Source organism: Fuchsiella alkaliacetigena, from assembly GCF_023227765.1.
GTDB lineage: Bacteria > Bacillota > Halanaerobiia > Halobacteroidales > Acetohalobiaceae > Fuchsiella > Fuchsiella alkaliacetigena.
The window spans coordinates 12,010-25,847 of record NZ_JALKBZ010000012.1 but is presented as its reverse complement, the minus strand read 5'-3'; the positions used below and the strand labels follow the sequence as shown (position 1 = coordinate 25,847).

Here is a 13,838-nt window from a genome sequence, read left to right as displayed (position 1 = left end):
AACATCCTCCTCTCTAATTACTATCTTCTTCACAAAAGTACTTCATACTTACTTTCTTTAACTCTTCGGTACTATATAAAACTCTATAGTCTTTAATTCCCGTTTTCTGAGAAATCTCCTCCAAAATACCCTCAACTTCTGCTTGACTTTGCCCGTGTACCATACTAAACAGGTTATAAGGCCAATCGGGATAAGTAGGACGCTCATAAACATGGCTTATCTTTTGATAGCTAGCCATTACTGCTCCCACCTCTTCTATTTTCTCAGCAGGAACAATCCAAGCTCCCATCCCATTAAACTCATAACCTGCCTGGCGATGATAAAGAATAACTCCTAAACGTCTCAACTTACCTTCTTGCTTAAGTTTCCTTAATCTATCCAATAACTCCTCTTCACTAATTTCCAATCGTTGAGCAATCTCTAAATATGGTCTTTCTACTAAAGGTAACTCTGCTTGTACTTCCCTAATAATAGCTTTATCTAACTCATCAATTTCAACTGCCATTCTCTTCCCCCCGATCCTGCTCCTTGCTCTGCATATCCAGATTTACACCTAATTTATATAAGTTTTTGGCTGGTAGATTTCGTAGTACTTTAACTCCCTCTAAATCAGCAATTTCTGCTAATTGGGCTTCCAACTTTGCTGAGGAAGAAACTATTAAGGTAAACCACAGGTTAAAGTCATGATTACGACGATAGTTATGGGTTACCCCTGGATATTGATTAATCTTTTCAGCGACTTTATAAAATTTATCCTCTTCTACCTTAGTAGCCACTAGAGTACTCACATAGCCTAACTCTTTAGAACTAAAAATCCCACCCAATCTACGAATATAACCCTGTTCCTTTAATTTTTTAATCCTATCTATCACTTCACTTCCCTCTATGCCTAACTTTTCTCCAATTGCCTGATATGGTTTAGAAGTAATAGGAAAGTCACGCTGAGTTATATTTAAAAGCTGTTGATCTAGATTATCCAGTTCTTTATTCACTACTACCACCTCTATTACACCAAGGTTCCCCAGCCATATAATCACCGTCTGAATAATAATAAGCCCTAGCCCGACAACCACCGCAGATTTCAGTATAAACGCAGCTACCACAACTACCCTTGTAATCTAAGCTTCTCAATTCTTTAAAGATTTCAGAATTCTCCCATAGTTGATCAAAAGGCGTCTCTCTAACGTGACCTACTTTAACTGGTAAATAAGGGCAGATATGCACCTCTCCATTAGGTAAAATACAGCAATAGTCCGTTCCAGCCAAGCAGCCCCGAGTAAAGCGCATCTCCATTCCCTTTTCTTGAGCTACGGCCATAAATTGAGGAGCACAGGTAGGCTTTAGCTCTATCTCTACCTCTTTTTGCTTTTCCATAATCCTTTCAATCAATTCATGATATCTGCGGGCCCGCACCGAGTCCTCTTCAATCTCCTTACCCCGACCAGTAGGTACTAAAAAGAAAGGATGATGAGCTCTAGCCCCCAACTCGACAGCTAAATCGGTAATTTCTTCAAACTCATCGTAATTTAAATCACTAATAGTGGTATTAATCTGTACTGGCAAACCTACTTTAACACAGTTTTGAATACCTTTAATAGCTTTTTCCCAAGCTCCTTCAAACTGCCTAAACTCATCGTGAATTTCAGGCTCAACACTATCAAGACTAATTCCCATTCCGGCAGCTCCTGCTTCCTTCAACTTTTGAGCCATCTCTTCAGTAATATACATTCCGTTAGTACCAAAGACCGGTCTTAAACCCTCTTCTACAGCACATTCTACTAATTCATATATATCATCACGTAACAACGGTTCTCCTCCGCTAAAAATTATAATTTTAAAACCGGCCTTAGCTATCTCAGCCAGTAGTTTTTTTCCTTCAGCGGTACTCAGTTCATCAACTTCCTTTTCATCCGGGCCCGAGTCCCGATAACAGTGTTTACAGTATAAGTTACACTCTTTAGTAGTATTCCAGGAAATAAGCATTTTTTACCCCTCCTTTAGCCATTTAGCTACCTCTTTAGCAAAATAAGTCAGTATCAAATCAGCACCGGCTCGCTTCATGCTCAGCAGCATCTCCAGCACAACTCCTTTTTCATCCACCCAGCCCTGCTTAGCCGCTGCTTTAACCAAAGAATACTCTCCACTAACATTATAAGCAGCTACCGGATAGTTAAACTCTTCCTTTAAACGATAAATAATATCCAGATAAGATAAGGCCGGCTTAACCATTAAGATATCGGCTCCTTCTTCAATATCCAACTGCGCTTCTTTAATAGCCTCCCGACTATTAGCAGGATCCATTTGATAAGAACGACGGTCGCCTTTCTGCGGAGCTGAATGAGCTGCATCGCGAAAGGGCCCGTAGAAATTAGAAGCATACTTAGCCGAATAGGCCATAATCGAAACTTCCTTAAACCCTTTTTGATCTAAAGTCTTCCTAATGGCCCTTACTCGCCCATCCATCATATCCGAAGGAGCTACCATATCAGCTCCTGCCTGAGCATGAGAAAAAGCTACTTTAGATAATAGCTTTAAAGTAGAATCATTTTTAATCTTTCCTTCATCCAATACGCCACAGTGACCATGCTCAGTATATTGACAAAGACAGACATCGGTAATCACTAATAACTGCGGAAACTCTTCTTTAATTAAACTACAAGCTTTTTGCACTATCCCGTCTTTAGCCCAAGCTCTACTTCCTTCCTCGTCTTTATTTTTAGGTACTCCAAAGAGAATAATAGCTCCAATACCTAACTTAACTACCCTCTGTACCTCTTTAAGTACTAAATCCAGAGACCAATGATAGTTACCCGGCATTGAAGGAATCTCTTTTTTTATATTTTCTCCGTTAACTACGAATAAGGGATAAATCAAATCACTAACATCTAAGCCAGTCTCTTTTACCAATTGACGTAGCTTATCCACTCTTAATCTACGGGGTCTTTTAATCAATCCTGGAAACAAGCTATTCATCTCCCTTCTTTTCAGTCAGTCCAATCTCTTCATCGGTTAAATAGCAAGCCGGATCTTCTTGCCAAAAGTCACCATGTACAGCCTCAGCTCGAGGTCGAAAGTTACCATTACAGACCTCTAGCCACTTACATTTAGCACATCTACCCTTAAGCAAAGGCTTTCTATCTTTAAGCCCAGCTAAAATCTCATTAGTTGAAGTATCAGTCCAAATCTCTTTAAAGCTTCTTTCCCGCACATTGCCAAAGGTATGGTTTTGAGTAAACTGATCCGGATGCACATCACCTACCCAGTCCACATTGGCAATCGCAATTCCGCTCCGATTACCACCATTTAATTTAAGTAGCTCTAAAATTTCTTTAGCTTTTTGCGGCTGTTCTTCCTTCATCCGCAGATATAAATATATCCCATCAGCATGGTTATCCACTGTTAAAATCTCTTTATCTAATCCTTTAGCTTGAAAATCTAAAGTGCGATCTATAATAATATCCATTGCCTGGCGAGACTCAGCTAAAGAGATATCCTCCTTCATCATTTCACTACCTCGTCCAGAATAGACTAAGTGATAAAAACAAGCTCTAGGTATTCCTTCCTCTTCAATCAGATCGAATATATCATTTAATTCTGCAAAGTTATGACGATTAATAGTAAATCTCAATCCAACTCGTTGCTCTATTTCTAAACAGTTATGCATTCCTTCTAGGGCCCTATCAAAGGCTCCCTCTTTACCTCTAAACTTATCATTAGTCTCCGGCATGCCATCCAAACTAATGCCTACATAACCTACGCCAATATCCTTTAAGCGCTGAGCTACCTCCTTAGTAATCAAAGTTCCATTAGTAGAAATGGTAGGCCTAATCCCTTTTTGGGCTGTATACTCAGCTAACTCAAAAATATCCTCGCGAATTAACGGTTCCCCACCAGAAAAAAGTAAAACCGGCACCTTAAAATCAGCTAAATCATCAATAAACTGCTTAGCCTCTTCAGTACTCAATTCACCATCATAGCTCTTATTTTCTGAATCTGAATAACAGTGAGTACAGCTTAAGTTACAGGTTCTAGTCATATTCCAGACGACCACAGGCCCTCTACCTTGACGAGTACCATGCTTTTGATTCTTGGACTTTAAGCTATATCTCAAGCTATCACCGAACTTTTCTTTTCCTCCTAATAACTTTGAAACACCAATCATAATTAATCCCACCTTGCTTTTCAAATTTTAATAATCTAGTTAACTTATCCTTTTTTAGAGCAAATAATAAATAATAAATGATAGAAGATAGATAAAAACATAAGCTCAAGAGATAAAGTTCAAATTCTATTAGACACAGCGCCCTGAAACGATGCTTGGCCTTTAGCTAGTCATTACTCTGGGAAGCGTTTTTTGCTTCTTGAGGAAGTACTATTGGGATGACTAAAGTCCGACTAAGTTCAGACTAAAACATTAGTACATTAAGAACTTGAAATATTTATTTTTTTATTTTGTACGCTTTAGTCAGATTTTTGTCAGAACTTAGTCAGCGTCAAATTGCTTTTGAATTTGACTTTGAACTTCAACATTTAACTATCTAAAATAGCCTCCACTAAACCTTCAATAGTATATTCCTCAGCTACCACATCAACCTCTAAATCTAAATCCCTCGCCGTAGCAGCTGTAATCGGGCCAATGCAGGCAATCTTTACCTCTTCTAATAACTGCTGATAATCTCTATCACCTAACATCTTAACAAAATTCTTCACTGTAGAAGAACTAGTAAAGGTCACAATATCTACTTCCTGCTCCTCAATCATTCGCAAAGCCTCTTCATTTCCTTCGCCAGTCACTGTTCTATAAGCCGTTACATTGTCTACTATAGCTCCCTTTTCCTTTAACCCTGCTTCCAAAGCCTCTCGAGCAATATCGGCTCTAGGTAGTAAGAACTTCTGACCTGATAAGTCATCAGCTAATCCCTCTATAATCGATTCAGCTACATACTTTTTAGGAATATAATCCACCCGCAAGCCTGAATTTTCTACCTCTTGAGCCGTTTTAGAGCCGATAGCAGCAATCTTAGCCTCACCAAAGGCTCGGACATCCTTGCCTAACTCTTTTAATCTATTCCGTACAGCTTTAACGCCATTTACACTAGTAAATACCACCCAGTCATACTGATCAGCCTCAGCTAAAGCACTATCTAAAGGAGCAAAGTCCTCAGGAGCTACTATCTTAATCGCCGGACATTCCACCGGCTCAGCTCCTAACTCATACAGCTGCTTAGAAAGCTTACTAGCCTGAGTACGAGATCTAGTCACTAAAATTCGCTGACCAAATAACGGCTTATTATCAAACCACTGCAACTTCTCTCGCAAGGATACCACTTCACCAACTACAGTAATCGCTGGCGGTTTAAGTCTTGCTGCTTCCACCTTTTCTACTATATTATCTAAAGTACCTACTACTGTCTCCTGTTTAGGAGTAGTTCCCCAGCGAATCAAAGTAACAGGAGTTTCAGCAGCTCGACCATGTTTCTTTAATTGTTCCACATTATTTGCTAAATTACCTACTCCCATCAAGAAAACCAAAGTACCAGTAGCAGTAGATAACTTCTCCCAATCCAAGTTAGACTCCTCTTTAGTAGGATCCTCGTGTCCTGTTACAAAAGCCACCGAAGAATTAAAGTCTCGATGAGTAAGGGGAATACCAGCATAAGCTGGGACAGCAATCGGCGAAGTAATACCTGGCACGATCTCAAAATCGACTCCATGCTCTCGTAAATACTCAGCCTCTTCTCCGCCTCGTCCAAAAATAAAGGGATCTCCGCCTTTTAAACGAGTAACTATATTGCCAGCCTGAGCTTTAGCAATAATTATATCGTTAATCTCTTCCTGAGAATAAGTATGATCTCCAGCCTTTTTACCTACATAAATAAACTCTGCTTCCTCACTAGCCTCAGCTAAAAGCCTAGGATTAGCCAAATAATCATAAACTACCACCTCGGCCTGCTGAATAGCCTCTAAGCCTCTCACTGAAATTAGCTTAGGATCGCCTGGGCCAGCCCCAACCAAAAACACCTTTCCTCTCTCCATTATTTATCAGTCTCCTGTCTCACTCTTTTTAAAATTTCTTCTGCACCTTGCTCTATCAATTCTTCAGCCAACTCTACTCCTAATTCTGCTGCCTGATCAACACTACCTTCTTTGGCTCCACTCAAATATCTCTCACCATCTAAAGTAGACACCATACCTTCTAAACTAATACTTTTACCCTGCACCTCAGCTAAAGCACCAATAGGTACTTGACAGTCACCTTCTAAATGTTCTAAAAATGCCCTTTCAGCTGCTAAAGAATACTTAGTAGATTGGTCATCAATAGCTGCCACAATCTCATTAATTCTATCATCTTCTTTTCTAGTCTCAATAGCCAAAGCTCCCTGTCCCGCTGCGGGCAGCATAACTTCAGGCTCCAAATACTGAGTGATTTTATCTTCCCAGCCCATTCTCAATAGACCAGCTACTGCCAATACAATAGCATCTAAATCCAGCTCATCATCCTTTAATTTCTGCAAGCGAGTATCTATATTACCTCTGATAGGTACTATCTCTAAATCAGAGCGATATTTTAATAATTGAGCTGTACGCCGTAAACTTCCCGTGCCAATTCGGGCCCCAGTAGGTAGTTCATCAATTGTAACTCCTGATTCAGAAATCAAAGCATCCCGATAGTCCACTCGCTGAGGAATAGCTGTAATTGCTAATTCCGCTGGCAACTCTGCAGGCATATCCTTCATACTATGAATTGCTAGATCAATCTCTCCTTGTAAAAGTGCTACTTCTAGCTCTTTAATAAAAAGTCCTTTACCGCCTATTTCAGCTAAGGATCTGTCTAATATCTGATCACCCTTAGTGGTAATCTTTTTTAGCTCAATTTCATAGTTCGGTAATACTTCAGCCAAGTTATCAGCCACTTTTTGCGTCTGACAAACGGCTAATTGGCTACTTCTAGTTCCAATGATTATCTTTTTATTCTCCATTTGTCGCCTCCTTTAGCTAAAACTAATTATTATCAATTTTTAAATTAGTATATTCTTTAATTAATTTGTGTCTTAATCATAAAACGCAATTAATAATTAAACTGCAAAACAATATCGGTCTATTGCTTCGTTCAGAGTACAGAGAATAAAGGATAAAGGATAAATTAAAATCTAAAGATAAAGTTCAAGTTCTATTTGACACAGACTAAGTTCCGACAAAAATCTGACAAGACCTTAAAACCTTTAAATTCTTTGAAACCACTAATCAACACTAATGAACACGAATAAGTTCAAAGCATTAAAATTATTTAAAGGTTTTATTCAGCCCAAGACTACTTCTTCAAGGATTATCATCCTTTCAGGGCGCGTATTGATTTGTGCTCATTCGTAGTTCCAAGGTTTTGATTTTATTTTTTAGGATTTTAAATCAGAATTTAGTCAGATTTTAGTCACCCCAAGGGTACTTCTACGGGGCACTGCGTCAAATTAGTTTTGACTTTGAACTTTATCTGTCCTCTATCCTCTGTCCTTTATCATTTGAATGAAACAATGTATTTACCTGATTCCAAAAACTCAACTCCAATCCCGCTCGGTAAAATACCATTTATTAATTCCTCGGCTTTTTTAAACTTCTCTACCTTTAAAAGTTCTGGTACTTGTGAATAAGCCAAGTCTTTAAAAATTTTTCTCCGCTGCTCTGCTGTTGCTACTTGATTAATAATCTTACTACGCAAATCACCTAATAAATTTAAAAAAATCTTATACTCTTGACCATACCTTGCTTGTAGTTCTCTTCTCAATTTTCCCGAAAGAGCCGGACTTTTACCAGCAGTAGAAATACTAATTGTCAAATCACCCTGTCTAACTACAGCCGGCACATTGAAGTTTGATAGCTGCGGTTGATCCACTACATTAACTAATTTGCCCGCTGCCCGAGCATCTTGAGCCACCTGCTTATTAACTTTAGCCTGGTCAGTAGCTGCTATAATTAAAAAGCCGGCCTCCACATCTTTACTTTTATATTCTCTTTTTTCATAAGCAATTAATCCCTCAGCCACCAACTCAGCCAGCTGAGAATTTAACTGTGGACTAATCACTTTGACTGTCGCTTCAGATTCTATTAGACTTTTTACCTTTCTAACTGCTACAGTGCCTCCACCAACTACTATTACCTGCTCTTCTGTTAAATCTAAAGCTATCAAATAGTCTTGACCCAACTGCTTACAACTCCTTTATCAGTTCTCAATTATTAAAGTTAATAATTAGGATTAGCTTTCATGTCATAATTTTGATGTAAGAGATCATCTATCTCCGCCTGACTCTTACCTTCATTTAAATAATGAACGATAAATTCATGTAACTCTTGAGCGCCTTGCGGAGTAGAGCAGTCACACTCATACAGGACCATATCCTCACAATTACCACAGTTACATATATAGCTCTTGGTTATATCTTCGAAAATTCTTCGTTGCTCCTGAGTAAGATTCATAGTAGTTTGATCTTGTTGTTGAGTAACTTGCTCTTGTTGAGCAACTTGCTCTTCTTGTGGGCTAACCTCTGTACCACCATTATTGCTAACAGTTAAAGTAATTACCACCGTTAATACGATCACCATTACCCCTAAAAATACCAAGGGCACTACCTTATTCGATTTATCCATTACCTATCCCTCCCAATAATAATCTAAATTAATAAAAGATACTTTAAGCATCTAGATGCCCTATTAGCAGTACTTATTATATTCTAGATAGCTAAAAAATCTCCTTTCATTAAAATTTGAACAATTTGTATCCTCACTCTAAAATCAATATTAAAACATTAATAACTCAAAAAATAAGATCATTGATATCGTTGCTAAATCAACGATAAACAATGATCAGTTTCTTTTAATAACTCTTATTAATATTTAGCTTTGAGTAAAATCATGAAACTCCACAGGTAAAAATGCTAACCCTAAATAGGTAAACAAAATAGCTAAAAAACCAATTATAGTAATATAAGCACTCTTTCGACCTTGCCAGTTCTTAGAAAAACGATTGTGTAGATAAAGTGCATAAATTAACCAAGTAATAGTAGTCCAAATCTGTTTAGCATTCCAAGTCCAATAAACTCCTTTGATTTCCCCCGACCAAATAACACCTGCTAAAACACCAATTGTCAACAGGGGAAACCCTATCATTACCAAGCGAAGACTAAGCTTATCTAACTTATTTAGAGCAGGTAAGCGATAATAAAACATGGATGGCTTTTTTTCTTGTAACTGTTTTTCTTGAATTAAATAAGCAACACTTACACAAAAAGCTAAAGTAAAAACACCATAACCAAAAAAGATCACTGAAGTATGAATACTTAGCCAAATACTGCGCATCTCCATTGGTAAATTATCTACATTATTAGGTAAAAAAGAAGCATAAAAAATAGCTATTGTATTTAAAGGAATAATAAAAGCACCCAAAACTTTAAATTTATATAAATATTCAATTAAATTATAAATAATAACTATAGTCCAGCTAAATAATAACAAAGTCTCATAAAGGTTTTTAATCGGCAGATACCCTGTTTCCAAAATTATAGCCAATAAGCAGAAGGTATGAATTAAAGCTCCTAGCTGAAATAAATAAGCTATCTTCCTATTATTATTTTGTTTAGCCTGAATTAACTCTTGTTTAATATAAATTATACTGCTGAAAAAATAAATTGCTAGGGTAAGCCACAGTAAGCCTCGAGACCAAGCCATTTTATTGCTCCTCCTCACTTTCCAATCCGAATAATTTATTTACTGCCTGTAAATAAACCTGACCATCCTCTACATTAGCAAACTCCTTTACTTGTACCGTCGGAGTATGCAGTAGCTTATTAATAATCTTATAAGTCAGACTTTTAATTACATCCTTTTCTTCTTCATCAATATCATCCAGCTTAGCTAGGGCCCGCTCCAGTTCTTGCTGGCGAATTTCTTCCGCCTGCTCTCGCAAAGACTTGATGATAGGAACTACATCCCTAGTATTTCTCCATTGATCAAAACTTTTAACCTCTGCTTTAATAATCTGATTTACATCTTTAATGGCTTTCTCTCTTTCCTGCAAGTTAGCTTCAACTACTGACTCCAAATCATCTATATTATAAGCATAAGCATTATCCAGATTATGAATTTCTGGCTCAATATCTCTAGGTACAGCAATATCGATAAAAAATAAAGGTTTATTCTTGCGGTAAGATAAAATTCCAGCTACCATCTCCTGTCTAATAACATAGTGAGGCGCTCCAGTAGAACCAATTACTATATCAGCTTTATGCAAGCAACTTTCTACCTGCTGCCAAGGAATAGCCTCTCCTTCAAAACGATCAGCTAAAGCAACTGCTTTAGAAAAGGTCCGATTAGCAACTATTACTTCTTTAACGCCATGGTCAACTAAATTTTTCAAAGTTAATTCACTCATCTCACCAGCACCTAAAACTAATACTGTTTCTTCTTTTAAGTCACCAAATATCTTATTAGCTAATTCCACCGCAGCATAACTAACCGAGGCTGCATTATCGTTAATGGAAGTCTCAGTGCGGGCCCTCTTCCCTACTTTAAAGGATTCAGTAAATAAATGATGTAAGATAGTATCTATACTCTCTTTTTGCTTAGCCTCAGTAAAAGACTCCTTAATCTGACCTAAAATCTGTTCCTCTCCTAATATCATTGAATCTAAACCAGAAACAACCTTATATAAGTGAGTTACAGCATCTAAATTAGTATAAGTATATAAAACACTATTTAATTTTTCAATTGATAAAGTAGAAAAATTACTCAATAATTTCTTAATAAATCCTTTAGCCTTCTTCAATTGAGAAGCTACCACATAAATCTCTGTTCTATTACACGTAGATAAGACTAATCCTTCCTGAACATCATTAGTCTCAATAATACTTTCTAACGCTGTCTCTTTTTCTTGCGAAGTAAAAGATATCTGTTCTCTAACCTCAACTGGAGCCGTTTTATGGTTTAATCCCATAATTATTATATTCACTTTAAGGCCTCCTTAAAAATTACTTATAACTATATCTTAAAAAAAGAATTAGGATTACTAGTTTTAGATAAAACTAGTAATCCTAGTATTTACATATATTATATAATCTAAAACTTAATTAATCAAGTTTTAATCAAAAGATTCTTTCTTAATCATTAAAAATCAGTATGACAAGTAGCACATTCATCCGAAGCTCCAACATCATGACAGGCAGTACAATCATCATGTTTTGGCCCTTCTACTTTAAAGTCTTCATTAGTCTCTACTGAATGACAGTCTGCACAGTTATCTAAGCCAAAGGCCTCTTCATGGTAGTCGTGAGTATATTTGATACCATTAATTTCCTCCGGTATATCTTCTGTGCTATGACAGGTAATGCAGTTATCAGCATCTTGGACATCATGACAGTCCATACAGTCGCCTTTATCCGGGCCCTGATAAGACTCTAAATCTCTAGCATGACCTGCCTCATGACAGTCAGTGCATTTCAAATCAAAGCCTTCTGAATGAAATTCGTGCGGATAAACTATTGCTCCTGGCTGATCAGGAATAGCTGCTTCCTCATGACAGTCAGTACATCTATGGTTTGGTACCTCAGATTCTAGTTCTTCCGGAATATTATCAGTTACTGTTAAATAAAGCTCCTTTAAACCATTGATCTTAGTCTCCATAGTTCCTACAAACCCACCATCAGAATGACAGTCCATACAAGTAACCTCACTATGTGACGAAGCCTCCCAAGATTCATAAGGCTCATCCATTACGTGGCAGCTAGCACAAAAGTCCGGGTGAGATGTATGCTTAATGGCAGCATTAGAGAAAATAACTAGAAAAACTATAACTACTAAAATAACCTTCCAATTTAAAAGCTTTTTAAGCCCCATTTTATTTTAACCCCTTTCCTTATGTAGATTTACTCCTTTCTTCAAATAAGCTTCCCCTCATCTAAGCTTATCCTTGCTCATATCTTAGCTAACTTTAACACTGTATAATTTATATCTTAGTTAATTCAAATCCTTAGCCTTCCGCTCCGATCTCCAAAGGTTTTAAACCCTTATAAGAATTAATTACATTTTGAGCAATTAACTGTAGTGAGTTTTTAGCCGTAGAATCAGCAAATAAATCCAAACATTCTAAAGCTCTATTGATATATTGCTGACTAAACTCAATCGAAGACTCTACCGCTCCAGAACTTTTAATGATTTCTAAAGCTCTCTCTATCTCTTGAGTAGAGTTTTCCTGTTTAGCAATTACCTCTGCTAAAAAATCAGCCTGTTCAGCAGATTCTAAAGCAAAGATCATCGGTAAAGTCAAAGTTCCCTGCCGCAAATCATCTCCAGGCTCTTTACCTAAATCATCCTTTTCAGCTACTATATCATTTAAGTCATTAATAATTTGAAAAGCAATTCCTAGCTGTTCTCCATAAGTCTCCATAGCAGCTATCTGTTCTTCGCTAGTTCCTGAAACCATAGCCCCCAGCTTACAACTAGCAGAAATCAGCAAAGCTGTTTTCTTAGTTATTCTTTCTAAATAATCTTCTAAACCTTGGTCTAAATCATAATTAGTCACCGCTTGTTTAGCTTCACCCTCACAGATTAAAGCTACTACATCCAGCATATAAACTAATAAATCCTGAGTTTCATACTCAGTAAGCTGCTTCAAAGCGCGAGTATATAATAAGTCACCGCTAAGTACTGCTACTGTATTACCCCAGTCCTTATTGATTGTAGTCTCACCTCGGCGATGAGTAGAGTCATCTATTATATCATCGTGAATCAAAGTAGCCATATGAATCAGCTCTACTGAAGAAGCAGCAGGAATGAGTTGTTCAGTTAAATCAAGCTGACTTAAACGGCCTGCTAATAAAACTAATAAAGGTCTTAACCTCTTACCTCCAGCCTGCAATAACCTATTCGAAATTCTATATAATAGGCTAAACTTGCTTTCAGTTAGCTTTTGCAATTCATCCTCAACTTTTTGCAATTCATTACTTATATCGCTCGACTGCAATAGTTCCGATTTAAACATTATCTCACCTACTCTACATTTAAATTCCTCATAATTTTGCAAGGCTTTTCACCAATATGAGCAGCAACAATTCCTCCAGTTAATTCTATATACCTTACCCTAACTAATCCTACATCTTTGTGCAGTTTCGATAACTGATCTTGAGCTGGAAAGTCTTTTAGTGATGCTGGCAAATAATCATAAGGCCCTCGCTTCCCATAAATAAGTCGTCCTAAATAAGGTATAAACTTATTCAAGTATTTATAATAGAAAAAGCTAAAAACCTTTGATTTAGGTTTAGCTAAATCCAAAGATACTACTCTTCCCCCAGGCTTAACAACCCGTTTCATCTCCTTTAAAACTGTAGAAATATCCTCCACATTTCTTAAAACTAAAGCATTAGTAGCAGCATTAAATTGGTTATCAGCAAAAGGAATATCCATAGCATCTCCACACTTAAAACTAAATAAATCATGATATTCGCTTCTTTGTAAATCTTCTTTAGCCTTCTTCAACATATTTTCACTAAAATCCATACAGACTACTTCACCAGAATTATCGAGCTGTTTAGCTAATTCCAAACTTAGCTTTCCAGTTCCTGCTCCTACATCTAAAGCTCTATCTCCAGGCTGCAAAGCTGCCTCTCTAGCAACTACCTTTCGCCAATACTTATCAATACCAAAAGACATTAAAGTATTCATTAAATCATATTTAGGAGCAATTGATTGAAATAACTGATAGACATAACTCTTTTTACCTTCATTATTAAATTCCATTACTGACTACACTCCAATAATTCCCAAGTATCTAGCTAACTAAATATAAGGCTATACTT

14 protein-coding genes are annotated in these 13,838 nt (G+C 37.1%); all 14 read right to left on the bottom strand.

Going from position 1 to position 13,838, the window contains the following annotated elements; all coding sequences use genetic code 11:
- Window positions 1–13: 13 nt before the first annotated feature.
- Window positions 14–505: a siroheme decarboxylase subunit beta gene (gene ahbB / locus MWH30_RS05170; protein WP_248662997.1), complete on the bottom strand. Its 492-nt coding sequence runs from the start codon at window positions 503–505 to the stop codon at window positions 14–16.
- Window positions 495–992 carry a siroheme decarboxylase subunit alpha gene (gene ahbA / locus MWH30_RS05165; RefSeq protein WP_248662996.1) on the bottom strand — a complete coding sequence of 166 codons (498 nt, stop codon included), beginning with the start codon at window positions 990–992 and terminating at the stop codon, window positions 495–497. Before ahbA ends, ahbB begins: the two co-directional genes overlap by 11 nt.
- Window positions 985–1,983 carry a putative heme d1 biosynthesis radical SAM protein NirJ2 gene (gene nirJ2 / locus MWH30_RS05160; protein ID WP_248662995.1) on the bottom strand — a complete coding sequence of 333 codons (999 nt, stop codon included), beginning with the start codon at window positions 1,981–1,983 and terminating at the stop codon, window positions 985–987. Before nirJ2 ends, ahbA begins: the two co-directional genes overlap by 8 nt.
- Window positions 1,984–1,986: 3 nt before the next feature.
- Window positions 1,987–2,973, bottom strand: a complete 987-nt coding sequence (gene hemB / locus MWH30_RS05155) for a porphobilinogen synthase (RefSeq protein WP_248662994.1) — start codon at window positions 2,971–2,973, stop codon at window positions 1,987–1,989.
- Window positions 2,966–4,162 carry a putative heme d1 biosynthesis radical SAM protein NirJ1 gene (gene nirJ1, locus MWH30_RS05150; protein ID WP_248662993.1) on the bottom strand — a complete coding sequence of 399 codons (1,197 nt, stop codon included), beginning with the start codon at window positions 4,160–4,162 and terminating at the stop codon, window positions 2,966–2,968. The genes hemB and nirJ1 overlap by 8 nt, the downstream gene beginning before the upstream one ends.
- A 368-nt stretch (window positions 4,163–4,530) precedes the next feature.
- Window positions 4,531–6,036 carry a uroporphyrinogen-III C-methyltransferase gene (gene cobA / locus MWH30_RS05145; RefSeq protein ID WP_248662992.1) on the bottom strand — a complete coding sequence of 502 codons (1,506 nt, stop codon included), beginning with the start codon at window positions 6,034–6,036 and terminating at the stop codon, window positions 4,531–4,533.
- Entirely contained in the window at window positions 6,036–6,980 is a 945-nt protein-coding gene (hemC, locus tag MWH30_RS05140) for a hydroxymethylbilane synthase (protein ID WP_248662991.1), read from the bottom strand. The genes cobA and hemC overlap by 1 nt, the downstream gene beginning before the upstream one ends.
- Before the next feature lie 533 nt (window positions 6,981–7,513).
- Complete coding sequence (locus MWH30_RS05135; RefSeq protein ID WP_248662990.1) at window positions 7,514–8,197, bottom strand: precorrin-2 dehydrogenase/sirohydrochlorin ferrochelatase family protein; 684 nt, start codon at window positions 8,195–8,197, stop codon at window positions 7,514–7,516.
- A 38-nt stretch (window positions 8,198–8,235) separates the two neighbouring features.
- Window positions 8,236–8,640, bottom strand: a complete 405-nt coding sequence (locus MWH30_RS05130; protein ID WP_248662989.1) for a cytochrome c-type biogenesis protein — start codon at window positions 8,638–8,640, stop codon at window positions 8,236–8,238.
- Between the two features lie 246 nt (window positions 8,641–8,886).
- On the bottom strand, window positions 8,887–9,717 hold the full coding sequence (gene ccsB, locus MWH30_RS05125) for a c-type cytochrome biogenesis protein CcsB (protein WP_248662988.1): 831 nt from the start codon (window positions 9,715–9,717) through the stop codon (window positions 8,887–8,889).
- A 1-nt stretch (window position 9,718) separates the two neighbouring features.
- On the bottom strand, window positions 9,719–10,996 hold the full coding sequence (hemA, locus tag MWH30_RS05120) for a glutamyl-tRNA reductase (protein WP_248662987.1): 1,278 nt from the start codon (window positions 10,994–10,996) through the stop codon (window positions 9,719–9,721).
- 155 nt (window positions 10,997–11,151) lie between these two features.
- On the bottom strand, window positions 11,152–11,880 hold the full coding sequence (locus MWH30_RS05115) for a NapC/NirT family cytochrome c (protein ID WP_248662986.1): 729 nt from the start codon (window positions 11,878–11,880) through the stop codon (window positions 11,152–11,154).
- Between the two features lie 133 nt (window positions 11,881–12,013).
- Entirely contained in the window at window positions 12,014–13,024 is a 1,011-nt protein-coding gene (locus MWH30_RS05110) for a polyprenyl synthetase family protein (protein ID WP_248662985.1), read from the bottom strand.
- A gap of 8 nt (window positions 13,025–13,032) precedes the next feature.
- Window positions 13,033–13,779, bottom strand: coding sequence for a bifunctional demethylmenaquinone methyltransferase/2-methoxy-6-polyprenyl-1,4-benzoquinol methylase UbiE (gene ubiE, locus MWH30_RS05105; RefSeq protein ID WP_248662984.1), 747 nt, complete (start codon window positions 13,777–13,779; stop codon window positions 13,033–13,035).
- Between the last annotated feature and the right edge of the window lie 59 nt (window positions 13,780–13,838).

Excerpts from the sequence above, each read along its gene's own strand:
- ahbB (WP_248662997.1), bottom strand. The coding sequence starts at position 505 with ATGGCAGTTGAAATTGATGAGTTAGATAAAGCTATTATTAGGGAAGTA.
- nirJ2 (WP_248662995.1), bottom strand. The coding sequence starts at position 1,983 with ATGCTTATTTCCTGGAATACTACTAAAGAGTGTAACTTATACTGTAAA.
- hemB (WP_248662994.1), bottom strand. The coding sequence starts at position 2,973 with ATGAATAGCTTGTTTCCAGGATTGATTAAAAGACCCCGTAGATTAAGA.
- nirJ1 (WP_248662993.1), bottom strand. The coding sequence starts at position 4,162 with ATGATTGGTGTTTCAAAGTTATTAGGAGGAAAAGAAAAGTTCGGTGAT.
- cobA (WP_248662992.1), bottom strand. The coding sequence starts at position 6,036 with ATGGAGAGAGGAAAGGTGTTTTTGGTTGGGGCTGGCCCAGGCGATCCT.
- hemC (WP_248662991.1), bottom strand. The coding sequence starts at position 6,980 with ATGGAGAATAAAAAGATAATCATTGGAACTAGAAGTAGCCAATTAGCC.
- MWH30_RS05130 (WP_248662989.1), bottom strand. The coding sequence starts at position 8,640 with ATGGATAAATCGAATAAGGTAGTGCCCTTGGTATTTTTAGGGGTAATG.
- ccsB (WP_248662988.1), bottom strand. The coding sequence starts at position 9,717 with ATGGCTTGGTCTCGAGGCTTACTGTGGCTTACCCTAGCAATTTATTTT.
- MWH30_RS05115 (WP_248662986.1), bottom strand. The coding sequence starts at position 11,880 with ATGGGGCTTAAAAAGCTTTTAAATTGGAAGGTTATTTTAGTAGTTATA.
- MWH30_RS05110 (WP_248662985.1), bottom strand. The coding sequence starts at position 13,024 with ATGTTTAAATCGGAACTATTGCAGTCGAGCGATATAAGTAATGAATTG.
- ubiE (WP_248662984.1), bottom strand. The coding sequence starts at position 13,779 with ATGGAATTTAATAATGAAGGTAAAAAGAGTTATGTCTATCAGTTATTT.